Genomic DNA, 25,266 nt, shown 5'->3' with positions numbered 1-25,266 from the left:
CATTACTTAAGAAGTATCATCTTCTTTGTCTGCACAAAACTATTTGCCTGAATTCTGTAGAAATAAACTCCTGATCCAACCTTAAACCCTGAACTATTTTCACCGTCCCATACAGCATTGTAGCTTCCAGCAGTTTGATTTCCTTCAAATAAAGTTCTCACAATTATCCCATTTATGTCGTAAATATTCAATTTGACAAATGCTGCTTCCGGTATTGAATAGCCTATACGTGTTGAAGGATTGAAAGGATTCGGATAATTTTGCTCAAGTAAAAATGCAGTGGGAACTAGTTCGTCCATTTCCCCATCATCATCAACAGAAACCACAGTCGGAGCCGCTGTTGTAAATTTAATTGCCAAACCATTAACTAGCTCATTTGCTGTAACATCATAAATCTCATTATACAAATATTGCAAACCAATATCTTCAGTGCTGTTCTCTATTCCCACAGTGCAACCTCCGGCTTCTTCAACTTCTTTAAATTGAAATATTATTTCTCCATCACCTGTTGCTGTAGGATAGTAAGCCGGATCATGAAGAATTATTTCAAAAGTCTCTTTATCTGTAATGTCTGATTTATGTGGCACCGTATCCCACTCTACAATAAATCTATGATTAACAAGGTCTGAGTAATAGTATAATTTCCCTCCTCCCTGAGGCCCATTAGAAAAGAAATCTGTCCAGAACACTGCGGTCATATTATTAAGTGTATCTAAACAAGGGAGAGGATAGTTTTGTGACTTGGTCTGTGTTCCGCTTCCGAAAGCAATCCAGCCATCACCACTGATCCTAAGTTGTGTAAATGTGTTTCCATAATATTTGAATGCGAAAGGTAAATCCACTGTTTGAGTAAAATCACTTATTCCGCCCGGTTTTGGTATTTCAGTTCCAACCGCTTCAATTTCTACCCAGTTGTATTCTGGAGACTGTTCCCAAAGAACATCATGACTTGAATAAGCATAATATCCATATAGATCAGGTCCTGTTGGGTCTGAAAGAATAGGCATTGCGATAGGTAAGGTTATAGATTCAATTGAAGTGTAAGGATACAACCCATTTTGAGTTTCAAGCTGAAGTGTGAAGCTGGCATTGTATTGAGGAGGACAATCATTGCTTACAGTTATAGTATAAGTATCAGATCCATTAAGGGAGTTGCTGTCAGCCAAAATCGTTCCGAAAACTCCGATTGAATCAAGAATTGTTATGTACGGATCGCTTGTGCTTATTATACCCGTAACATCAGGGGCAATATCGTCTCCTACATTTAATATTTTAAATGTCACTTCTACAGTCTCACCGGGATCCATCCTGTAATTACGAAGAACATTTCCTTCATCATCGACATAAAACTCACTGAAATTCAAGTCACAACCGTGAACAATTTCATTATAGGAATAATCCCAGGAATTTGTAGTGCTTGCAATGTGTATTGTAAATGGAATTACGTAGCCTACAGGGCATTCGGGTTTTATGAAAAATTGAAATGGTGAGCCGATAATTGAATCGTTAGGAGCGATATTTCCAAAAACAATTGAGTCAACAACCATCTGAACATTAGTTACAGAATCCGGAATAGAAATTACAGCATAAACGTTGCTCGAACTGATTGTTCCCCAATTTTTCAGTGTAAAAGCCATTGAACAGTTTTCATTAGGATTTATGAGCCCGTCATCATTTCCATCAAGATCGGTAAGAATAGGTTCTCCGGTAGGAGTGACATTTTCTGTCCCGAGACTAACAATAATTGAATCCAGACTTGGAATAACGTTTCCGCCTGTGACTGTAAGATAAAGCATACCTACCGAATTAGGAGTTAAATCAAGTGTGGCAATTCCAAGTCCATCTGTTATTGCCGTTTCATAAACACCATTTCCTGAAATACAGACCCGGGCATTACTAACAGGTAACCCGCTGGCTGTGTTATTCACGGTTACTTGAACCTGGTTAAATCCGACATAAATTTCATCAGGATGGAAAACAGAAACCGGATTTGGAATATCTTTCCAGATATGCATACTGGGATCTCCGAGTACGCAATATATCTTATAGTGGTATTGAACGTATGGATCAGTACCCCCAAATCGTTCATACATAAAAAGTTTTCCTGCTAAAAGTGCTTCTCCGGGACTATCAAGATTTTGTACGACGGATCCTGATTGTGTAAACATAGCAGTATAAATTCCCTTATCAATGGCATTATTGTAAGCAGTATGTGTGTTGGACGTTGGACCTATAAAAGCGCATCCGCCTCTGGGTGGTGCTGTTAATGAGCCCATCTCTATCCATGCTTCGCCGAAACAATTTCCGGCATCGAACATCGCTACACCACAGCCAATACTTGTTACGAATGTTAGCTTGTTAGCGTTATTCAAACTATTAACGTGTGAGTTGCCAAAATAATAACAGCTTGCATGCCAGCCATCATCCCAGCCTTCGCCACGGTAATTGAGAAAACTTCTTCCATTATTAAGAGCAGATACAATATCATTTACATCGTATGTACATTGTGCATTACTCATCATAGTATCTACAGAAGTAAATCCACCGAACTCCAGCATACGTTGCGCAGTAAACCTTTTTGTATCGACTTGTGAAGCATAATAATTATTTGAACAGACGGTAGCTTTTTTGTACCACCCAGTCTCAGCAGTGTATGGATCTTTTTCATATTTTAGAAACTTATTCACCATAACCTGTAATATCTGTTCTCCACCACCACTGACACCATTATAATTGGTAAACCTTCCGATCATCATTTCGGGGAAGTAATCGTTTCCCTCCAACTCAACAAAGTAATCCTCATTAACAAAAGTCCATCCGCTGCCAGTCCAATATTTTACAGGTGCATTACCTGCTGGCGATCCATAGTCTCCCACAATTAAGATATGTGTTGGAGCATCTATCCAGGAATTATAAATATTCAAAATATAATTTTTAATAATGTCGGGATTAGATTGGTTTGCCCCGATCTCACTGAATTTTGTTATATAAATTTCTGTTCCCGATTTGTGTTTCCATTCAGCATAAGGTTGGAATTCTTCAACATATATGTCAGGCATTATGCATAACATTATATCGTGACCGTTTTCCATTCCACTGTACCTGCGCTGTAATATTTCATCATAATTAAGAATGTACTTTCGGTATAGTTTAGCGAATGCCGGAGCGATTGGTTTCGGAAGAGTCATTTTTGCATTGAGTCCGGGACCCGACTGGTAATTCACTTTGATTGTAATAGATGAAACCGCATGAATTTCATGTTTTGAAGGTGAATACCGAATCGGAAAAATTGAAATGCGTGCTATTCTAAAATCCCTGAAGATCACGGGATCATCTGCTTTTGCATACGTGCTTGGGTAAATATCTTCAGAAGAATAAGCCAGCAGATTTTCTGCATACGGTGTTTCGGGTTGTCCTTCTACCCAGCTTTCTCTCGCAGGCGGAATATTTATTCCTTTGAAAACCTGAACAGGTGATGATTCAATTATTTCTATACTCAAAGTTCCATCGTCCGGGATCGCAAGCATCTTAGCTATATGAGATATTTCAGGATAACCAACTTCAGATGTTATCGCTTCACCTCCGCAGTTAATCTCGTGGTAAGTTTTCCCATCAGATGTAAATTCCCTGATGCGAAAGCCCGGCAAATCAACTTTGATTATTGTGCTATAAGCATCATCACTTATCAGTTGAACAATTGGTGGTGAATCGGGGATGGAATATTTATCGATCGATATCCATTGTGCGAAGGAAATGGAGTGAATCAAAACAATTAAAAGACAGCCAAGTGATTTTATATTAATCATCACTTATATCTCCCTATATGTATTTAATGAAAAAAGTTATTTTTCAAACGGATGCGATGTACGGATGAATCGTAATCTTAGCTTTAAAATTAGCTGGAAATTTTGTCGTTACCAACTGTTGCTAATTTTTATTTTATCTTTGTTCCAAGAGCAACTTGCATTCCTAAAAATTAAATGTATTTCAAGATGAATTAAGTCATGAAAAGTAAAATGGAAATACACGAGGTAAAAACTGTCTATAAAATTTAGTTTTAAGCGTCAGCCGTGGCGAATGATCATAATATCCCCATCTTTAACAATGTATTCTTTTCCTTCCAATCTCCAGGTACCCTGCTCTTTTGCTTTTGCGAATGTACCGGCAGAAATAAAATCATCATATCCGACAACTTCAGCACGAATGAATTTGTTGTAGAAGTCGGTGTGAATTTCTCCTGCAGCTTCTTGAGCCGTTGAACCTTTTTAAATTGTCCAGGCACGGCATTCAGTATCGCCGCAGGTGAAGAATGATTGAAGACCGAGCAGATCATAGGCTTCTCTGATTATACTGTTCAGTGCAGATTCTTTGATTCCGTACTCGTTCATAAAAATTTCTGCTTCTTTTTCAGCGAGTTCTGACATTTCCTGTTCGATCTTCCCAAAAAAGAAAAGTGCTTTTGTATTCTTGCTTAATTTTTTCTTTATGAGCTCATCAAGATACTTTGAAGTATCATTCACCTGAGATTCATCGAGATTAAGTGCAATTAGCATTGGCTTTATTGTTAGAAGCTGGAACGAATTTAATACTTTCATTTCATCATTTGTAAGATGAGCATCTCTCAATGGTTTTTCTTCCTGCAGCAGCCCATAACATTTTTCAAGAAGTGGTAATTCTCTTTTAAGCTTATCATCCTGAGTTTTCTGTACTTGCTTTTTAACTGTGTCAATTCTTTTTTCAATGATTGCCAGGTCAGAAAAAATAAATTCTGTTTCGAAGGCATCAATGTCTCTCATCATATTCACCGATCCATCAGGATGAGGAACTAGTTCATTATTAAATAATCTTACTACCTGTATCAATGCATCGTTGGTTTTAACTTTTCCGAGAAAGTTGCTTGTAAACTGGGTTGATCCGCTGTCCCCTTTGCTTAATCCAACAACATCAAGCACTTCAATTGTTGCGCTTGTCTTTTTCTTCGGGTTGAAAATTGCAGTTAGTTTATCTAGACGAGCATCCGGCACTTTGATCACTGCCTGATGAGTCTCAGTTTTTGCCATCGATGATGCATCAAGATGGGTTTTTGTGATTGTTTGAAATAACGTTGACTTGCCTGATTGTGGTAATCCAACTATACCGATTTGCATTATGGTTAATTCTGAATTTGTTTTTGTTTTTACAAACCAAATATACTAAACGCACTTTTAGTATCGTCTGTAAAATAAAAAAGCCGCTAAGAAGCGGCTCATGAAAGAAGTTTAATTAAATCATTTAGGCAGGAGAGTCACAGTATCAATGTCAGTCTCCTGATTTGCAATCACCTGAACGCCGGTAATTACAGTATCTCTGTAAACCATAGTATCCAGTGGAATAATATTAACATCGTACAAACCTTGTAACAGTCCCATTAATTTAAAGTGGCCTTGTAAATCGGTATAAGTTGTGATCGTGTCTGTTCCGTAGACAGTCCAGATCGTCGGTTGAGCATCTAAAGGTAGAACCAAGCCGGAAATACTACCAGAAATAACAATAGGAATTACTCTTATAGTTGGTTTTAGTTTATACTGGCCGTTGCCAGTGATTACAATTGATTTCTCAACATTAAAATCAAGAAGCAGTTCATATAACTTGCCTGCTTCAATTGTAAACTGATGAATTAATTTTAATCCTGATTGCGATCCACTCGGTACTTCAAGGTCGTGCTTAATTCCTTGATCGATTACATAACTTCCGTCACCAATAAAAAGCCTGATTTGTGTGTATTGACCCGCAGGTAATGAACTATCTCCTAATACTGCTGAAGCACCATTGGTTAGCTGTAATAAATCGAAATATCTGGTGGAGTCATTAATAACAATCCAACCGCTTGTTGAATCACTGCCAGCCCGATGTACTTCAACTCTGGTCACGCAAATAATCACAGAATCAAGTGCAGCCGGGGAATCAACCAAATACATCTTGAGACGACCGTTTTGTGTGACAGGATCGACGGTTGTCGATTCATCTGAACAACCCGTCCAGATCATAATACTCGATAATATTGCAAAAATTGCTAATGTTTTCATAACTCTCCTTTAATTATTGATTTCACTTTAAACTTGACAATTTTAAGACCAAATTTAAATGCAATTTTAGGTCATAAATTTCTCTCTCAAATATTATTTTTGTGATTAGAATTCAATTTGATACATTATAAAAGTTCTAAAAAAATACTTTAAAAGGAGTTGCTATGAAACAAATAATTATTTCATTCGTTTTTGCAGTTGTTACTGTTTTTCTGTTTCAGACTTGCAGTTCAGTCCCACTAACAGGCAGATCGCAGCTTAATATGATACCCAGCAGTGAAATGCTGTCAATGAGCTTTCAACAGTATGATCAATTCCTGAAAGAAAGTAAGTTAAGCACAAATCAGTCTCAGGTAAATATGGTAAAAAGTGTTGGTGGAAAAATTAAAACTGCAGTTGAAAGGTATATGGCCGATAATAAATTATCAAATAGACTAAAAGGTTATAACTGGGAATTCAATCTTGTAGAGGATGAACAGGTAAATGCATGGTGCATGCCTGGCGGTAAGGTTGTGGTTTATACAGGTATATTACCTGTCACTCAGGATGAAGTTGGTTTGGCAGTCGTAATGGGTCACGAAATTGCCCACGCAATTGCCGAGCACGGGAATGAAAGGATGAGTCAACAGCTTTTACAGCAAGTCGGCGCAGTTGGATTGATGGTTGCAATGAAAGATGAACCTGCTCAAACACAAGCAATCTGGCTTTCAGTTTACGGAGTAGGAACAACTGTAGGAATCATGCTTCCCTACAGCAGAACACACGAAAGCGAAGCTGATCATCTCGGATTAATTTTTATGGCGATGGCTGGCTACGATCCGCATGCTGCACCGGAATTCTGGAAAAGAATGGCTGCAGGGAAACAAGGTGGATCACCACCGGAATTTTTAAGTACTCACCCTTCTGACCAGACAAGAATAGAGGATATCAATTCCTGGATTCCCGAAGCAATGAAGTATTATAAGAAGTAATTGCTCTAATGAAATTGGGCTGATATAATAATCAGCCCATTCGGTTCAAATAAAAATCCTTTAAATTTATTTTACTTACCCACAACAATTTTAAAGTTAAACATCGGAGTTTGAAGAGTTCCCCATAATCTTACCCAGATAGGAAGAATTTGCTCTGTTCCTCTGGCAGTTGTAATATCTCCCATATCTATTATATCTTTTTCGTTCCAACCGAAAGTAGTTAAGAGATTTCTAACTTCGTTTTTTGCGCCTGTATCATTTCCATTCAAAAAAATATTTGTTGGCTCCGGCAGAAGTTTTGGATTCACCATCAGGTAAGCGGTTAATGTATTTAGGCTTTTCACAACCTTTAAATTTGGAAATGTTCTTTGAATCAATTCACCCAGCGAATCAGTGTTGCAGATTGTTAAAGTCGGCGGCATCCCTTTTGAAAAATCAAGCGGATTAGAAATATCCAGTAAAACTTTATTAGTAAGATTATTTTCACCCGCTAATTTAAGCGCATCCAAAGAACCTGTACCGCTTGTTGCATTGACGAGAAACTCTCCGTATGATGCAGCTTCTGAATAAGTCCCAAGCTGAACTTTTGAATTATTTTTCAGCCATTCACTGACTGGCGGTCTGCCAAAATTATCTTTTCCGGTTTTAGCAAGCGTTAATTGCTTATCTCTTGTTCCGATCATTACCTGATGACCAAGCTGTGATAATTTTTCAGTAATAGTTTGTCCGACGACACCGGTTCCGAGAATTCCGATTTTCATATTAGCTCCTTAGTTATTAAAATAATTTTTGTTTTTAATCTAATTTGAAATTCTAATTAATTATTAACGTCAGTTATAGTTTACTGATACTCATCCCAACTTTTAACTGGTAGTGTATCCGTTGTGAATTGCTGAAGTGCTTTTATAAATCTTTTTGTTGCCTGTACGTTTGTGAAAAGAGGAATGTTTAAATCAACTGCTTTCCTGCGGATAATATAATCACTATCAAGCTCGACTTTCTCTGCGGTCTTTGGAATATTAATTACCATATCAATTTCACCATTACCAAGATAAGTTAATATCGATGGTTCTTTTTCATCAAAAGGTCGGTAAAGAACTTCAACATCAATCCCATTCAACTTGTAGTAGTCTGATGTTCCTTTTGTTCCGTAGAATTTCAATCCCATTTTTTTCAGTGCAATGATGTCTTCCAGAAGTTCAGCTTTGTTTTTTGGAGTTCCTGTTGAAAGAAGAGCAGCTTTCCGTGGAATTTTTTGTCCGGTTGATAAAACAGATTTCAGAAATGCTTCATTGAAATCATCACCAAGACAAGCAACTTCTCCTGTTGAAGACATCTCAACTCCTGTAACAGGATCGGAGCCTTTCAATCTTGTAAAAGAAAATTGTGATGCTTTCACTCCGACATAATCAAGATCGAAAGATGATTTATCTATCTTCGCTACTTTTTCACCAAGCATAATTCGTGTCGCAATATCAATAAAGTTTATCTTCAAAGTTTTTGAAACAAAAGGAAAGCTTCGTGATGCACGAAGGTTGCATTCAATTACTTTCACATCATTATCTTTTGCAATAAACTGAATGTTGAATGGTCCGTTTATTTCAAACTCTTTCGCAATTTTCTTTGTGATGATTTTTATTCTTCTCATTGTTTCAAGATACGTTCTCTGCGGAGGAAGCACTATTGTTGCATCACCCGAATGAACTCCTGCATTCTCTACGTGCTCAGCAATTGCATAACAGAAAAGTTCTCCGTGATCAGAGACAGCATCTATCTCAATTTCGCGTGCGTCTGTGATAAACTTGCTGATGACAACAGGGTGTTCCCTGTTCAGCTCAGTTGCTTTTACCAGATAAGTTTCAAGTTCATCTTCGGTCAAAACAATACTCATCGCTGCACCGCTAAGAACATAACTTGGTCTTATTAAAACCGGATAGCCAACCTTCGCTGAAAACTTTTTCGCTTCATCAAGAGTTGTAACTTCACTCCATTCCGGCTGGTCTATCTCAAGCTTATCAAGTATTTGCGAAAACTTGTGTCTGCTTTCTGCGTTATCAATCTGGATTGGAGAAGTGCCGATTATTTTTACACCTGCATTGTGAAGCTTCATTGCAAGATTATTCGGAACTTGTCCACCCATTGAAACAATAACACCTTCTGGATTTTCCAAATCACAAATGTCGAGAACTCTTTCTAAAGTAAGCTGTTCGAAGTAAAGTTTGTCGCAAATATCATAATCTGTGCTAACGGTTTCCGGATTACAATTAATCATTATGGATTTGTAGCCGCTGTTATTAATTCCATTAACAGCTGTAACGCAGCACCAATCAAACTCAACTGACGAACCAATACGATAAGCACCACTTCCGATGACCGCTATTTGGTTTTTCTCTCCCACTGAGATATCGTGCTCGTTTCCGTGATAAGTCAAGTAGAGATAATTTGTTTGTGCCGGATATTCTGCAGCCATGGTATCGATTTGTTTTACAACAGGGAAAACACCAAGTGATTTTCTTTTTCCACGGACTTCATTTTCTGTTGAGCCGATTAACTCAGCTATCTGCAAATCCGAAAATCCATTTTGCTTTGCTTCTTTCATTAAAGTAGGATCAATTTCATTCGATCCGCCGACGGCGGATTGTTTCAACTTCAATTCAGTTTCGACAATGTTTTTCATTTTATGAAGGAACCAGGGAGTAATCTTTGTCAGCTGATGAATCTTCTCAATTGAGTAACCATTCTGCAAAGCAACAGCAATTGCAAAAATTCTTTTGTCAGTTGGTTGCGATAATTCTTTATCAAGATCAGCAAACTTTAGATCATTGCAGACAAGACCTTTAAGACCTACATCAAGCATTCTGATCGCTTTTTGAAGAATTTCCTCAAAGCTTCTTCCGAGTGACATCACTTCACCAACAGATTTCATTTCAGAACCAAGCTGAGTACTAACCTGCTGGAATTTCTGCAGATCCCATCTTGGAAATTTCAGCGCAACATAATCTAGTGCAGGCTCAAAACATGCAGAAGTTTCCTGTGTAATACTGTTTTCAACTTCGTTGAGTGCATAACCAAGTGCAAGCTTTGTTGCTATAAATGCTAGAGGATAGCCAGTTGCTTTTGATGCAAGTGCAGAACTTCTGCTGAGTCGAGCGTTGACTTCGATAATTCTGTAATCATCTGAGTTTGGATCAAGAGCATATTGGATATTGCATTCACCGATCACTCCGATATGTCTAATTAATTTTATTCCTATCGAGCGAAGCTTGAAATTTTCCTGTGCGGAAAGAGTTTGAACCGGAGCAATAACAACGCTGTCACCGGTGTGAATTCCCATCGGGTCAATATTTTCCATCGAGCAGGTTGTAATGCAGTTGTCATATTTATCACGCACAATTTCGTACTCAACTTCTTTCCAGCCATAGAGTGATTCTTCGATCAAGATTTGATTTGTATATCGGAATGCTTTTTCTGCTTTTTCTTTTAACTCTTTTTCATTATTGACTATTCCTGAACCAAGTCCGCCAAGTGCATAAGCGATTCTCACCATCACAGGAAAACCAATTTCATTTGCAACCCTGTTTGCTTCGTCGACACTCTTTGCTGTTTTACTTCGAGCAACTTTCAAACCGATTTCAGTACACTTATTTGCAAACAAAAGTCTATCTTCTGTATCCTTAATAGCTTCAACAGGAGTTCCGAGCACTTGAACATTATGCTTTTCGAGAATCCCTTTATCAAATAACTGAACACCAACATTCAACGCAGTCTGTCCACCAAACTGTAGCAGAATGCTGTCCGGCTGTTCTTTCTCGATTACACGTTCAACAAACTCAGCAGTGATTGGAATGAAGTAAACTTTGTCAGCAAAGTTTTCTGAAGTTTGAATCGTTGCGATGTTCGGATTTATAAGGATGGAAGTTATTCCGTCTTCCTTTAATGCTTTAATTGCCTGCGAGCCGGAATAGTCAAACTCACCAGCCTGCCCTATCTGCAAAGCACCGGAGCCGAGGATTAATACTTTTTTGGGTTTTCGTTTTTTTATCATCATAATTTATCCTGATCCTGAAATAAATTCAGGATGACATTGGCGGCTGTCATGCTGAACTTGTTTCAGCATCTCAGTTTCCAAATTCCATAGAAAGATCTTCCCAGTCCTTATTGACTGATTCGATTAAATTTACTTTCCACTGTCGATGCCAATTTTTCAACTGCTTTTCTCTTCTAATTGCATCCTCAATTCTATTAAAAGTTTCAAAGTAAACTAGCTTTGTCAGATTGTATTTTTTTGTAAAGCCGTCGATCAATTTATTTTTATGTTCATATACTCTCCTCATTAAATCATCGGTCACTCCGATATAAAGCGTTTTTGAGTTATTTGTTATTATATACACATAATAGTTTTTCATACTGATTTATCACCCGGCCAACGCAGATCCTGAAATGAATTCAGGATGACAGTTCTCTTTCTTGTCATGCTGAACCGGCATGCAGGCTTGTTCCAGCATCTTTTAAATATTAAAAAACCAGAGCTATGCTGTCATTCCTGCGAAAGCAGAATCTAGATTCCGGATGTCGCTTCGCTCCTCCGGAATGACAATACTATTTGAGAGCTCTAACAAACATATCAAATATAAACTCACAGTCATCCGGACCCGGAGAAGCTTCAGGATGAAACTGCGCTGCAAAAAATGGTTTTGATATGTGAATTATTCCTTCATTTGTTCCATCATTATCATTAATAAACCACTCGCGCCAATCCTGCGGAAGTGTATCTGACTTAACTGCATAACCATGATTCTGCGAAGTTATGTAACATCTTTTTGTTCCCATTTCATTGCATGGCTGATTGTGCCCGCGATGACCATATTTTAATTTGTAAGTATCAGCACCTGCAGCAAGCGCAAGTATTTGAGAACCAAGACAAATTCCAAGAATCGGAATATTTGTCTCCATTGCTTTCTTTGTATGTTCAATAGTTTCAACATTCATCTTAGGATCACCGGGGCCATTTGAAAGCATTATTCCGTTTGCTTTGATTGATGTAAAATCATAATCGTATGGAACACGGATTACGGAAATGTTTCTTCCGAGAAAAGCACGAATGATGTTATTCTTAGTTCCGCAATCAACTAAAATTATTTTTTTACTACCGGCGGAATACTCAACAGGTTCTTTTACTGATACTTCTTTTACCAGATCTGTAGCATTCGGATCAGTAATTTCGACTTTATCATTTTCAGCTATAACTATCTTTCCAAGCATCGTTCCCTTGTCGCGCAGTTTTCTTGTAAGCATTCGTGTGTCAATTCCAGTGATCGCAGGAATTTTTTCATCCTTCAACCAATCGCCAAGTGAACTTTTTGCACTCCAGTGTGAATATTCATCTGAATAATTTGAAACTATTAATCCACGAACATGAATGGAATCGGATTCAAAATTTTTTGAAACTCCATTAGATTTTTCTCTGTCAGGAATTCCATAGTTGCCAATTAATGGAAAAGTGCAGACAAGAATTTGTCCGCGATAGCTTGGATCAGTTAAGGTTTCCGGATAACCAACCATACCGGTATTGAAGACTACTTCCCCGTTTGTATTTCCTTCATACCCAAAGCTGATTCCTTCAAACTCGGAACCGTCTTCTAAAATTAATTTTGCTGTTTTACTTTTTAGAGATGACATCTTTTTACCTGTCCGCCTCTGGCAGAAAAGATATCATCTCTTTCGTTTCATTTTTGTTCGACATATCACTTTAAAGCAAAAAAATAGTCCGGCAATTACCGGACTGGTTCATAAAAAATTTATTCGTAAAACAATATCTGAAATTTTAACTCTTGCTCTCACTACTCAATAGAAAATTTGAGACAAATATAAGTTGTGTAGTTTTCTCATACAATTGTTAACAAACTTTAATAATAGATTAATTCTGACGGGATGTTATTTAAATCAAGATTTATTATAATTGCAATGAAAATTAATCTGTTCTTAACAATAGAGATATTTTTTTGAAGATACTCTCAATAGTTCAAATCATAGTTGCTGCACAAAATAATTCATTAAGTAAGTTCCATTTAAACCATTCATTTAACCTTTAATGAGTAAAAAACCAAAAATTTTCATTCTGGATACAAACGTCATCCTTCACGATTCTTCGTGCATAAACCAATTCCAGGAAAATGATGTTGTAATTCCTCTGACTGTTCTGGAAGAACTTGATCAATTCAAAAGAGGAAGCCAGGTAATAAACTTAAATGCAAGAGAATTCTCACGCACACTTGATTCACTTACTGGTCAGGATATTTTTAACGGCGGCGTTTCGATGGGTGAAGGTCGTGGACAATTGCGCATTGCTATTTCTCGCGGAATTTCACAAGAGATTCGCGAAGTATTCAAAGAAGATACTCCCGATCATAGAATACTTGGAACTGCACTCGAATGGCAGAAGAAGTACAAAGAAACTAATACTGTTATTCTTGTTACTAAAGATGTTAACCTTCGGATGAAAGCTAAAGCACTTGGCATTCCTGCTGAAGATTATACAACAGACCGAATAGGAAGTATTGAAGAATTATACAGCGGTAAGCAGGTAATAGAAGATTTTGACGATGATAAAATTATTGAACTCTTCCAGCCGCCGTTTGAAGTTGCGGCAGAACCTTTGCTGGACAGATTGAATGGAGAAGCTTTAGCAAATAAATATTTTATCCTTCGGAATGGAAACCGTTCTGTTCTTGCAAATCTTGATCAGAATAAAGAGCATTTAAGAAAAGTCGATAAAAACGTTATTTATGGAATTACTCCACGAAACGCAGAGCAAACTTTTGCAGTTGATGCTTTAACGAATCACGATATTCAGCTGGTTTCATTGACAGGAAAAGCAGGAACAGGAAAAACTTTACTCGCTTTAGCTAGTGCGCTTCATGTAAGAAAATATTATCGGCAGATTTTTGTTGCCAGACCGATTGTTCCACTCAGCAACAAAGATATCGGCTTTCTTCCCGGTGATGTTGAAAGCAAGCTTGCACCGTATATGACTCCTTTGTGGGACAATTTAAAAGTGATTCAGGATCAATTTCCGGAGACAGATAAAAATCATCAGTTGATCGATTCATTAATAAAAGAAGAAAAGCTTGTCATTGAACCGCTGTCATATATTCGCGGAAGAAGTTTGCAGAGAATTTTCTTTATAGTTGATGAAGCACAGAATCTAACTCCGCACGAAATAAAAACTATTATCACCCGTGCAGGTGAAGGATCGAAATTAGTTTTCACCGGAGATATTTACCAGATAGATCATCCTTATCTCGATGGACAATCAAATGGTTTATCTTATTTGATTGATCGATTCAAAGGACAGAAATTGTATGCTCACATAAATCTTGAAAAAGGTGAACGTAGCGAGCTGGCTGAGCTTGCGAGTAATTTGTTGTGATATTAATTCTTATCCCCTCCTAACTTGTGAGGAGGGGTGTCACTTTAGTGACGGGGTGGTGAAAATCTCCCTCCTCCCTTTCGTCCCCTCCTCGGTCAGGAGGGGAAAATACAAATCTATATAAGTATAATCATTGTCTAGGCAGATATTAACAATTTGCCTAACAATCGACTCATATTCTTTGGATCGAAATTACGGCAAGTTATTGGCATTGGCAGAATATTAGAACCAAATCATTTACAAAGTAAATACAACTAATCTACCTTGAAATCGAACCAAATACTTGAAAAAAATAATTGTGGCACTAATAAAAAGGGCGAGTCACCGACTCGCCCCTACTAACTTCTAACTACTTTAATAAAACCATCTTCCTCGTTTCCGAAAAGGCTCCAGCCTTTAGTCGATAAAAATAAATCCCGCTTGGGAGTGCAGAACCATCAAACTCAACTTCATACTCACCGGCAGGTTTTTCTTCGTTAACGAGTGTTGCAATTTCTCTTCCAAGCACATCATAAATTTTTAACATTACTTCTTGCTTCTCACCTCTTACGTCTTGCGGTATGCTGTATTTTATTTTCGTAACCGGATTAAACGGGTTGGGGTAGTTTTGGGAGAGGAAAAATGTTTTCGCTGGTTCGGTATTTTCAACAGAAACAACTATGCTATCTCCTTCACCAAAATAAACTCCACTTGTAGTGGCTAAGTAAATTCTATTATTTTGATTAATTGCCATTTCATTTACCCAATTATTTAGACCAGAATTATCTACAGGAATCCATGTTATACCTTTATCTGAAGAATACTGGACACCGATTCCGGCATTTCTATATATTCTACCAGAATGATCAGCTACTATCATGTCTGATTCTGGAATCGTTCTTGTAAACCAGGAAATGCCTCCGTCTTCAGATATTAAAAGTTTCGTGTCTACTAGTGCGTATAGCGTTGAATTTGCATCTTCGATAATGTGTGTAATAAAATCAATCTGATTCTCGTATATCATCTCCCATGATTGACCATGATCAGTAGATCTATAAAATCTGGAAATTTGTCCACTGGGGTAATATGTATATCTAAAGGTAGTTAGAATCACTTGATTATTTCTCGTCACGTAGATATCTAATACTGTTTGAACATAAGCTGCGATTGGAAAATCTTGAAGTAATGTCCAACTTTGTCCAAAATCACTTGAATTATAAATTCCCCAGATGCTATTAAACTCATCATATCCTCCTAAATAAACCGTTTGAGTTATTGGTTCATAAAATGAAGCGTAAGATCTATAAGGTCCAGTTTCAGTCCATGTATTACCAGTATCATTACTTAAATAGGCAGGTCCCGAACCTGAGCCTATAAATGTACTATCATTTATTGTTACCATATCGTAAAATGTTCCTGGACCATTATAATTTAATCTCTTCCAGTTTTCACCATTATTTGTTGTATACTGAAGACCCCACCAGGGTGTGGTTGCAACTATGTTCCCCCCATCAGTAATCCATAAATTATCCACTTCTACAGGTGTATAGCTTTGGTTATAAACTTGAAACCAGGTTGAATCTTCACTTACAAACCTGAATAATCCTTGACTAGAACTACAAGCGTTCAGTCTAGATTCCGAGTCCCACCCTAGTGTATTTATAGTTAAACCTAAACCTAGATGATACCAATAGTCGCCTCCATTGGTGGAACGATAAACGCCACCTCCAAATACAATACCCGCATAAATGTAATTATTTGTGTCTTTAATAATGGAACTTGCTGTTATCTCGCTAAGTCCGTTATTCTTATAAGTCCATGTTTCTCCGTAGTCAGACGAAAAGTATATTCCTAACGGAGTGCCAGTAAGAATTTGACCCGGATTAATTTCACAAAAGGATTGAGCATATCTACGTCCTTGAGAATTTGCTGGCAGACCTGTATTTGAAGCAATCCACAAATCACCCCAGTTTGTTGATTTGTAAACTCCTCCCCCAATACTTCCGACTAATATGGACCCGTCAGCAATCAAGATAATTTTATAAACACCCAGATACTGAAGTCCATTATTAACTTGGTTCCAAGTAGTTCCACCGTTGAATGTTCTTATTATACCCATATCAGAAGTCCCTAACATTATCGTATCCTTATAAGGAATAAAAATATATTTAATATCTGCAGCGTAGTTATAATTGATAAATTGCCAAGTATTACCTTGGTCGGTTGATCTGAATAATCCAGGGGAAAATATAGTGTTGCTTAACCATAAAACACCAAAATGATCTTTTGCAATACATCTAATTTTTGCATCTAAATATTGTCCATTAATTTTAGACCAAGTTTCACCATTATCTAAAGATCGGATTATTCCTTCGTCAGTGGCAAGAAAAATTGTACTGTCATCGTATTGAAGAAAATCATTTACTGCAGCACCACTGTAAGGTCCATTTGTTTGCTGCCAAAAGTTTTGTGCAGATATAGTAATCGAAAGAATAAAAACCAAGAGAGATATTTTAAGGGTTCGCATTTTACGCTCCATCAAAATTTAACTTAACAGAAACTTAAGTAATTAAAGTGAGAAAGTCACTTTAGAGTAAAAGATGTTAATTCTAATTTTTCATTTTTAATTGTTAATTTTTAATTGCCTCCACTACCTTGTATTTAACTCGTTATTCAATTAATTTGACGTCTCGATTTCTGGCTAAAACATTCAGTAAAATTCATTTTTTAAGCAGAATTCTAACATTTTTATTAGCTAACTAAGGAAATTTATGGCTAAGGATTATAAACGAAATCCTGAAATTGAAGAAATAGAAACCAGCGAGTGGCTTTACTCGCTCGATTATGTCTTTGAACACGGCGGACCTGAAAGAGTTAGAGAACTTTTACAGCAGCTTCAGATACGTGCACACAAAGCCGGAGTTCAGATTCCTTTCACTGCAAACACTCCGTACATAAATACAATCCCGAGAGAAAAGCAGCCGCCTTTCCCGGGCAACAGGGAAATTGAAAGAAGAATAAAATCTCTCATCCGCTGGAATGCAATGGCGATGGTTGTGAATGCAAACAAGATGGAAGAAGGAATCGGCGGACACATTTCAACTTATGCAAGTGCTGCAACTTTGTATGAGATCGGCTTCAATCATTTCTTCAGAGGAAAAGGTGAAGGTTACGACGGCGACCAGATTTATTTCCAGGGACACGCTTCACCGGGAATTTATGCTCGCGCTTTTCTTGAAGGAAGAATTTCAAAAGAGAAAATAAAAAATTTCAGAAGAGAGTTTGCAAAAGGCGGCGGACTTTCTTCTTATCCTCATCCGTGGCTGATGCCGGAGTTCTGGGAATTTCCGACAGTGTCAATGGGACTCGGACCAATCACTGCAATTTACCAGGCACGCTTTAATCGTTATCTCGAAGATCGAGGTTTGAAACGCGATACAGGAAGCAAGGTCTGGGCATTTCTTGGTGACGGTGAAACTGATGAACCTGAAACTCTCGGTGCAATCACTCTCGCTTCGAGAGAGCAGCTTGATAATTTAATTTTTGTAATCAACTGCAATTTGCAAAGACTTGACGGACCTGTTCGCGGTAACGGAAAAATTATACAGGAACTCGAAGCAGCTTTTCGTGGTGCAGGATGGAATGTGATAAAAGTTATCTGGGGTGAAGATTGGGATCCGCTTCTTGAAAAAGATAAAGACGGAAAACTTATTAAGCGAATGGGTGAAGTTGTTGATGGTCAATATCAGAAATACACTGTTGAAGGTGGAAGTTACATTCGCGAACATTTCTTTGGTGCTGATGAAGAGCTGAAGGAAATGGTTTCTGGTATGTCCGATGAAGAATTGAAAAAAATGAAAAGAGGCGGACACGATCCCGAAAAGGTTTATGCGGCTTTCAGTGCTGCTGTAAATCACAAAGGTTCGCCGACAGTTATTCTAGCTAAAACAATAAAAGGTTATGGGCTTGGTGAAAGCGGTGAAGGAAAAAACATTACTCACCAACAGAAAAAATTAAATGAAGATGAGATGAAAGAATTCCGTGCACGTTTTGGAATTCCAATTTCAGATGAGCAGATACATAACGATCCATTCTTCAGACCGGATGACGACAGCTCTGAAATAAAATATCTTAAAGAAAGAAGAAAAACTCTCGGTGGATTTGTTCCTTCAAGAAAGACAAATCTGAAACCGATAAAAACTCCCGATGAATCTCTCTTCGAAGAATTTTACAAAGGTACGGAAGGAAGAGAAGTTTCAACGACGATGGTGTTTGTGAGAATTCTTGCAAAGCTTTTGAAAGATGCTGAGATTGGAAAAAATATTGTTCCGATAGTTCCTGATGAAGCAAGAACTTTTGGAATGGAATCACTTTTCAGACAAGTTGGGATATATGCACACGCAGGACAGTTGTATGAACCAGTCGATGCAGACAGCCTTCTCTACTACAAAGAAATTAAGAACGGACAAATACTCGAAGAAGGAATTACAGAAGCAGGTTCAATGTCATCATTCATAGCTGCAGGAACTGCTTACTCAACTCACGGAATAAATATGATTCCTTTCTTCATTTATTATTCGATGTTTGGATTACAGAGAGTCGGCGATCTTGCCTGGGCTGCCGGTGACATCGGTGCAAAAGGATTTTTAATTGGTGGGACTGCGGGAAGAACAACTCTTAATGGAGAAGGACTTCAGCATCAGGATGGACATAGTCATTTGCTGGCTTATGCAATTCCAAATATGGTTGCCTACGATCCTGCTTTTGCTTTCGAGCTTGCGGTAATAATTCGTGATGGAATTAAAAGAATGTTTGAAGATCAGGAAAACATTTACTACTACATCACCGTGATGAATGAAAACTACGCAATGCCTGAAATGCCGAAAGGTGCGAAGGATGGCATTCTAAAAGGAATGTATAAGTTCAAACCTTCAAGTATGAAGGATGCGAAACTTAAAGCTCAACTTTTCGGAAGTGGAACAATTTTAAATGAAGTTCTTAAAGCACAGGAAATTCTTGAAAAGGATTATAAAGTAGCCGCTGATGTTTGGAGCGTTACGAGCTACAAAGAATTGAGGAGAGAAGCTCTTGATGTTGAAAGATGGAATATGCTGAACCCGGATAAGAAGCAAAAAACATCTTACATCACTCAAACTCTCTCGAAGGAAGAGGGAGTTTTTGTAGCAGCATCAGATTATGTGAAGGCACTTCCCGATTCAATTTCAAAGTGGTTCCCCGGAACACTTTATTCATTGGGAACTGATGGATTCGGAAGAAGCGGATCGAGGAAAGCACTCAGAGATTTCTTTGAGGTTGATTACAAGCACATAGTTTACGCAACTCTTGGTGCTTTAATAAAAGAAGGAAAGTTAAAAGAAACGGTTCTTGAAAAAGCAAAAAAGGATTTAGAGATAAATCCTGACAAATTAAACCCGATGGTATCGTAAATACGTACTGTCATTCTGAACGAAGTGAAGAATCTCTGAGATTCTTCGTAAATCCTTTCGGATTCACTCAGAATGACATAAGAAAGAAATTGAAATAAAAAGATAAATGAAATAATGGCAACAGAATTTAAACTACCTGAACTTGGTGAAAATATAGAATCGGCAGACATCATTAATGTACTCGTAAAAACCGGTGATGTAATCGAAAAAGAACAATCAATCATTGAAATAGAAACCGACAAAGCAACGATTGAAGTCCCCTCAAATATTTCCGGAAAGATTACCGAAGTTTTAGTCAAGCAGGGCGATTCGGTTAAAGTCGGACAGACAATTATTAAAGTTGATGAAGGTGGGAAAGAAGAGGCAAAGGCTGAGTCTAAGTCAGAGGTAAAAACAGAAAAGAAAGAAGAGACAAAGAAGGAAGAGAAAAAATCTGAAGCTAAAAAAGAAGTTAAAGAAACAGTAAAGTCAGAACCGGGGAAAATTGTTGAATTCAAAGTTCCCGACCTCGGTGAAAATATTGAATCAGCCGATGTAATTAACGTTCTTGTGAAAAATGGAGAAACAATTTCAAAAGATCAGGGTGTGATTGAAATAGAAACCGATAAAGCCACAGTTGAAGTACCATCTTCTGTTGAAGGAAAAATTGTTGAAGTCAATGTAAAGACCGGCGATAAAGTAAAAGTTGGCGATGTTCTTATTAAAGTAGAATCATCGACATCAACTCCATCAACTATAAAAGAACCTGCAAAAGTAAAAGAAGAATCGGTTAAGAAGGAAACTCCTGCAACAACTCAAACTCCAAAAGGCGAAGTGAGTGAATTGAAAGTCGGTGAACACGATGATCAACCTCCCATCTTAAGAGGCGCAGCTCCTGCAGCTCCATCCGTCAGAAGAATTGCAAGAGAACTAGGTGTCGATATAAACAAAGTTCCCGGTTCAGGTGAAGGCGGAAGAATATCGATGGATGACGTGAAGGCTTATGTAAAGAAAATTATGACTGGAAAATCAGAAGCAGTTGGATTAGGAATTCAAAAAGAAACACTGCCTGATTTCAGCAAGTATGGCAAGATAGAACGAGTTGCGATGAACAAGATCCGCGAGAAGACTGCAACTCATTTGAGCTATGCATGGTCGGTCATTCCACACGTAACTCAATTTGATAAAACCGATATCACTGAGTTTGAAAAAGACAGAAAAGAACTTAGCAAAAAAGTTGAAGAGCACGGTGCAAAGCTCACGGTAACTGGTATCCTCATTAAAATAATTGCTGAAGGAATGAAAAAGTTTCCACAGTTTAACAGCAGCATTGATATGGATAAAATGGAAGTCATCTACAAAAAATATATCAACATCGGTGTTGCGGTTGATACTGAATACGGGTTGCTAGTTCCTGTAATTAAAAATGCTGATCAGAAAAATCTTATTCAAATCTCTGTGGAATTGAATCAGCTTGCGCAAAAAGCTCGTGACAAAAAACTTTCTCTGGAAGAAATGCAAGGTGGATGTTTTACAATCACAAATCTCGGCGGAATTGGTGGAACTTATTTTACCCCGATTGTAAACTCGCCTGAAGTTGCAATTCTCGGAGTATCTCGTGGAAATTATGAACCTGTTTACAACAAAGAAGGAAAGTTTGAACCGAGATTAATGCTGCCGCTTTCACTTTCTTATGATCATCGGATCATTGATGGCGCAGATGCGATCAGATTTTTACGATGGGTTTGTGAAGCGCTTGAAGAGCCTTTGAAAATATTTATGTGATTAAAATTATAAATTGTTTTATTGTTGGATTGTTATATTGCTGAAGAAAAGAATAACAATAAAACAATATAGCAATACAACAATTCTTGGAAAGTTAAATGTCTGAAAAAATAAATATAGCTGTAATAGGTGCCGGACCCGGCGGATACGCCGCAGCATTCCTTGCCGCCGATCTTGGAATGAATGTTACTTTAATTGATAAGGATAAAAATCCCGGAGGTGTTTGTCTTTACCGTGGTTGCATTCCATCCAAAGCACTGCTTCATGTTGCAAAACTTCTTGATGAAACTGAAGAAGCAAAAAACTGGGGAATTGAATTTGGTAAACCGAAGATCGATCTTGATAAGCTTCGTGACTGGAAGAACAAAGTAGTTGAAAAACTGACGGGTGGAGTCGGCTCTGTCGCAAAATTCAGAAAAGTAAATTTTGTTCAGGGAACTGCAACTTTCAAAAATTCTACAACACTTGTTGTTGAAAAGTCCGGCGGAAAAGAAGAGTTAAAGTTTGATAAAATAGTGATTGCCACGGGCTCAAGGATTGCAACTATTCCATCACTCAATATTGGAAGCAAAAGATTGTTGAACTCAACATCTGCACTTGATCTTCCTGCAATTCCAAAATCGCTCCTCGTAATTGGTGGTGGTTATATCGGATTAGAACTCGGATCAGTTTATCAGGCACTTGGTTCAAAAGTTTCTGTTGTGGAAATGCTTGATGGATTGCTTCCCGGTGCTGATCGTGATCTTGTTTCTCATCTTTCCAAAAGATTAAAAGAAAAGTTTGAAAGCATAATGCTCAACTCAAAGGTTGTTGAAATGAAGGAAGTTAAAGATGGAATACAGGTTAAGATTCAGTCCGCCGAAGGCGGAAATGAAGGTAAAACGACAGAACAAACTTACGATTATGTTTTAATGTCTATAGGAAGAAGACCCGATACTTCCGGATTAGGACTTGAGAACACAAAAGTAAAAGTGAATGGACGCGGCTGGATAAACGTAAACAACCAGATGCAGACAGATGATTCTGACATATATGCAATTGGTGATATTGTTGGTGAACCAATGCTCGCACATAAAGCTTCACACGAAGGAAGAGTTGCAGTTGAAGTAATTGCAGGACACAAATCAGCTTTTGAACCGATGGCTATTCCCGCTGTTGTTTTCACTGATCCGGAAATTGCGTGGGCAGGATTGACAGAGAATCAAGCTAAAGAGAAAAAAATAGATTACGAAGTTGCAAAGTTTCCATGGGCCGCTTCAGGAAGAGCAGTTACCCTTGATCGAAATGATGGTGTTACAAAAATTTTAGTTGACCCGTCTTCACAAAGAATTTTAGGAATTGGTATTTGCGGTCCCGGAGCTGGAGAATTAATTGCTGAAGGTGTTCTTGCAATTGAAATGGGTGCGAACCTCATAGATTTGAAATTAACAATTCATCCTCATCCGACTTTATCTGAAACATTGATGGAAGCCGCAGAAGTTTTCTTCGGACAAAGCACGCACGTTTACAGACCAAAGAAGAATTAGTTTTGTCATCACGATCCGCCGAAGGCGGAGAAGTGATCTCACTTTTACTAACAAAACAAGAGATTGCTTCGTCGTTTCACTCCTCGCAATGACAAATTCTTTCTTCCCAAGAGAGAGATTAGACAGAGTTTGAGCTAACAAATAAACGATTTCAGAACCAGCTTTCGCATTGTATAAGAAGGCTCAATTAGATAATTTTCCACCTCAATAAATAGAAATTTTAAGAACTTATAGAAACAATTTATGACTAAACCACAGATATGGGTAGCAGCGTTTTTAGCAGCATTTATTTTACTTTTTATTCTTCAGAAAGCAACAAAAAAGGAAGAAGCTCCAACGCGTGATCTCTCCTCTCAAATGAACAATCAAATGAGCGAAGAAAATACAACTGAGTTAACAGGTGAACAATTAATAAGTAATTTTGGATGCACAAATTGCCACGGTGGTGAATTACAGGGAACTCCAATGGCACCTGCTCTGACAAATTTATCTCAGTATTGGGGCAAAGAAAGACTTCTCGCCTACTTAAGAAATCCAAATGATTTTATGAATGATCCCAGGTTCAAAGAATACAGAGAAAAATATCCGAACCAGATAATGCCTCCATATGGAACTAAAAATATTAAGGACCTCGGGAAGATTGTTGATTATCTTTTAGAACGCTAGTACGATCTGATTACAAATACATCATTACATTCAAGTGTAAATTGTAACCTTCCGATCTAATTAAATTTTCATTCTTTCATAATAAAGCGACTTGATTCTTTCTCCTATTTTAAATAGTTTTGAGCATATGCTCATAATATATTTTTAGAGAATAATGCCAAGACCAAGAAAACACAGAAGAATCTGCTGTAATCCATCAGCATATTATTTCAAACCACGGGGAATTCCAATGTATGAATTACAGGAAATAATTCTCGATCATGATGAACTGGAATCATTGAGGCTTGCTGACCTTCTCGCTTATTCTCATGAAAAAGCAGCAAAGGAAATGAAAATTTCCAGAGCTACTTTCGGACGGATTGTGGAAGCTGCACGGAAAAAAGTTACTGATGGAATCTTGAACGGAAAAGCTATCAGGATAAACGAAATAGAATAAAGGTATAGAGGTATAATCTTATAAGAAATAAAATATTCAAAAAATCAAATAAATTTTTTCATAAAAGGAGAACAAAATGTCAATAGAAGTTAAATCACAATTCACTGGTAAAATCGCAATTGCAACGAACGACCAGCACAGAGTAACAGGACACATTGGAAGGTGCAGAGCCTTTGTGGTTTATGAAATTGATGGTGAAAAAATAGTCGGCAAAGAGTTTAGAGAAAACAATTTCACAAATCACAGAAGAGGCGGTGAACATCACCATTCTCATGGAGAAGGCGGTGAACACAGACACACACACCTGATTGAAGGATTAAAGGATTGTAAATATTTAATATCGAGCAGAGGAGGCTGGCGAGTTGTCGAGGATTTAAAACAGCACAATATCTCGACTCTCTTCACAGATGTAGAAATGATTGAAGATGCTGTGAATATGTTCATAAAAGGTGAACTTAAAAATGAAACTGATTTAGTCTGTAATCATAGCGATCATTAAAAAAACTTCATCTGTTTACTAAAAGAAAGAAGGAAGCAATGGAAAATTCAGTTAAGCTAGGAATCATAATCTGCGACAGATACAAAAGCTGTGCGGGCGGAAAATGCTTCAGAGCAATTAAGGAAAGAGCCGGTGCATTTGATATTTATGATGACAAAGAAATTGAAGTTGTTGGATATACAAGCTGCGGTGGTTGTCCCGGAGGAAACATTGAATACGCTCCTGAGGAAATGAAAAGGAACGGAGCTGAAGTTATTCACTTTGCGACGGGGATGGTAGTGGGTTATCCGCCTTGTCCACGGATTAATTATTTCAAAAAATTTATCGAAACAAAATTTGGATTGAAAATAATAGTTGGCATTCATCCTATTCCGGAGAAATACTTAATCACTCATTCAGCATTAAATACCTGGGATACACCAGAATGGCAGGAATGAATTAAACCAACTATGTCGGATGAGAAAACCCGTTTAGCGTATAACTA

The 25,266-nt window shown here is 37.7% G+C and carries 16 protein-coding genes and 1 pseudogene; 9 read left to right on the top strand and 8 right to left on the bottom strand.

All coding sequences use genetic code 11. The annotated features are described in order from the left end of the window. Positions 1-2 precede the first annotated feature (2 nt). The 3 genes and pseudogenes from IPM14_03765 to IPM14_03755 all read right to left on the bottom strand — a co-directional run bounded on the left by IPM14_03765 (position 3) and on the right by IPM14_03755 (position 6,065). Complete coding sequence (locus IPM14_03765) at positions 3-3,809, bottom strand: T9SS type A sorting domain-containing protein (GenBank protein MBK9097235.1); 3,807 nt, start codon at positions 3,807-3,809, stop codon at positions 3-5. A gap of 255 nt (positions 3,810-4,064) precedes the next feature. Continuing rightward, positions 4,065-5,147, bottom strand: a pseudogene (gene ychF / locus IPM14_03760) (redox-regulated ATPase YchF). A gap of 120 nt (positions 5,148-5,267) precedes the next feature. After that, positions 5,268-6,065 (bottom strand): DUF4382 domain-containing protein, encoded by a 798-nt coding sequence (locus tag IPM14_03755; GenBank protein MBK9097234.1) that lies wholly within the window; start codon positions 6,063-6,065, stop codon positions 5,268-5,270. Between the two features lie 164 nt (positions 6,066-6,229). Between IPM14_03755 and IPM14_03750 the strand changes: the two genes are divergently transcribed. Further along, positions 6,230-7,036: a M48 family metallopeptidase gene (locus IPM14_03750; protein ID MBK9097233.1), complete on the top strand. Its 807-nt coding sequence runs from the start codon at positions 6,230-6,232 to the stop codon at positions 7,034-7,036. Positions 7,037-7,107: 71 nt separating this feature from the next. Here the strand turns inward: IPM14_03750 and IPM14_03745 are convergent, their stop codons facing one another. From IPM14_03745 to carA, 4 genes are all read right to left on the bottom strand, one after another. Continuing rightward, positions 7,108-7,797, bottom strand: coding sequence for an NAD(P)-binding domain-containing protein (locus IPM14_03745; protein MBK9097232.1), 690 nt, complete (start codon positions 7,795-7,797; stop codon positions 7,108-7,110). 80 nt (positions 7,798-7,877) lie between these two features. Further along, positions 7,878-11,081, bottom strand: coding sequence for a carbamoyl-phosphate synthase (glutamine-hydrolyzing) large subunit (gene carB / locus IPM14_03740; GenBank protein MBK9097231.1), 3,204 nt, complete (start codon positions 11,079-11,081; stop codon positions 7,878-7,880). Between the two features lie 73 nt (positions 11,082-11,154). Continuing rightward, the gene (locus tag IPM14_03735) at positions 11,155-11,442 is read right to left on the bottom strand and encodes a GIY-YIG nuclease family protein (protein ID MBK9097230.1); all 288 of its coding nucleotides are present in this window, start codon (positions 11,440-11,442) and stop codon (positions 11,155-11,157) included. A 193-nt stretch (positions 11,443-11,635) separates the two neighbouring features. Continuing rightward, entirely contained in the window at positions 11,636-12,715 is a 1,080-nt protein-coding gene (carA, locus tag IPM14_03730; protein MBK9097229.1) for a glutamine-hydrolyzing carbamoyl-phosphate synthase small subunit, read from the bottom strand. A 412-nt stretch (positions 12,716-13,127) separates the two neighbouring features. Between carA and IPM14_03725 the strand changes: the two genes are divergently transcribed. After that, entirely contained in the window at positions 13,128-14,465 is a 1,338-nt protein-coding gene (locus IPM14_03725) for a PhoH family protein (GenBank protein MBK9097228.1), read from the top strand. A 349-nt stretch (positions 14,466-14,814) separates the two neighbouring features. On the opposite strand, the gene IPM14_03720 is transcribed toward IPM14_03725, so the two are convergent. Beyond that, positions 14,815-15,468, bottom strand: coding sequence for a T9SS type A sorting domain-containing protein (locus IPM14_03720; protein MBK9097227.1), 654 nt, complete (start codon positions 15,466-15,468; stop codon positions 14,815-14,817). Positions 15,469-17,215: 1,747 nt separating this feature from the next. On the opposite strand from IPM14_03720, the gene aceE reads away from it, so the two are divergent. From aceE to IPM14_03685, 7 genes are all read left to right on the top strand, one after another. Next, positions 17,216-19,891 (top strand): pyruvate dehydrogenase (acetyl-transferring), homodimeric type, encoded by a 2,676-nt coding sequence (gene aceE / locus IPM14_03715; protein MBK9097226.1) that lies wholly within the window; start codon positions 17,216-17,218, stop codon positions 19,889-19,891. 114 nt (positions 19,892-20,005) lie between these two features. Continuing rightward, positions 20,006-21,655: a dihydrolipoyllysine-residue acetyltransferase gene (locus IPM14_03710; protein ID MBK9097225.1), complete on the top strand. Its 1,650-nt coding sequence runs from the start codon at positions 20,006-20,008 to the stop codon at positions 21,653-21,655. A 98-nt stretch (positions 21,656-21,753) separates the two neighbouring features. Next, positions 21,754-23,181, top strand: coding sequence for a dihydrolipoyl dehydrogenase (gene lpdA, locus IPM14_03705; protein ID MBK9097224.1), 1,428 nt, complete (start codon positions 21,754-21,756; stop codon positions 23,179-23,181). A 243-nt stretch (positions 23,182-23,424) separates the two neighbouring features. Continuing rightward, positions 23,425-23,847 carry a cytochrome c gene (locus IPM14_03700; GenBank protein ID MBK9097223.1) on the top strand — a complete coding sequence of 141 codons (423 nt, stop codon included), beginning with the start codon at positions 23,425-23,427 and terminating at the stop codon, positions 23,845-23,847. A 154-nt stretch (positions 23,848-24,001) separates the two neighbouring features. Next, complete coding sequence (locus IPM14_03695; GenBank protein ID MBK9097222.1) at positions 24,002-24,283, top strand: DUF134 domain-containing protein; 282 nt, start codon at positions 24,002-24,004, stop codon at positions 24,281-24,283. Positions 24,284-24,359: 76 nt separating this feature from the next. Beyond that, on the top strand, positions 24,360-24,782 hold the full coding sequence (locus IPM14_03690) for an iron-molybdenum cofactor biosynthesis protein (GenBank protein MBK9097221.1): 423 nt from the start codon (positions 24,360-24,362) through the stop codon (positions 24,780-24,782). A gap of 38 nt (positions 24,783-24,820) precedes the next feature. After that, complete coding sequence (locus IPM14_03685; protein MBK9097220.1) at positions 24,821-25,219, top strand: CGGC domain-containing protein; 399 nt, start codon at positions 24,821-24,823, stop codon at positions 25,217-25,219. The last annotated feature ends 47 nt before the right edge of the window (positions 25,220-25,266 follow it).

The sequence above is a fragment of the bacterium genome (genome assembly GCA_016716565.1).
Lineage (GTDB): Bacteria > Bacteroidota > Ignavibacteria > Ignavibacteriales > Ignavibacteriaceae > IGN2.
This window is presented reverse-complemented; position numbering and strand designations above follow the sequence as displayed.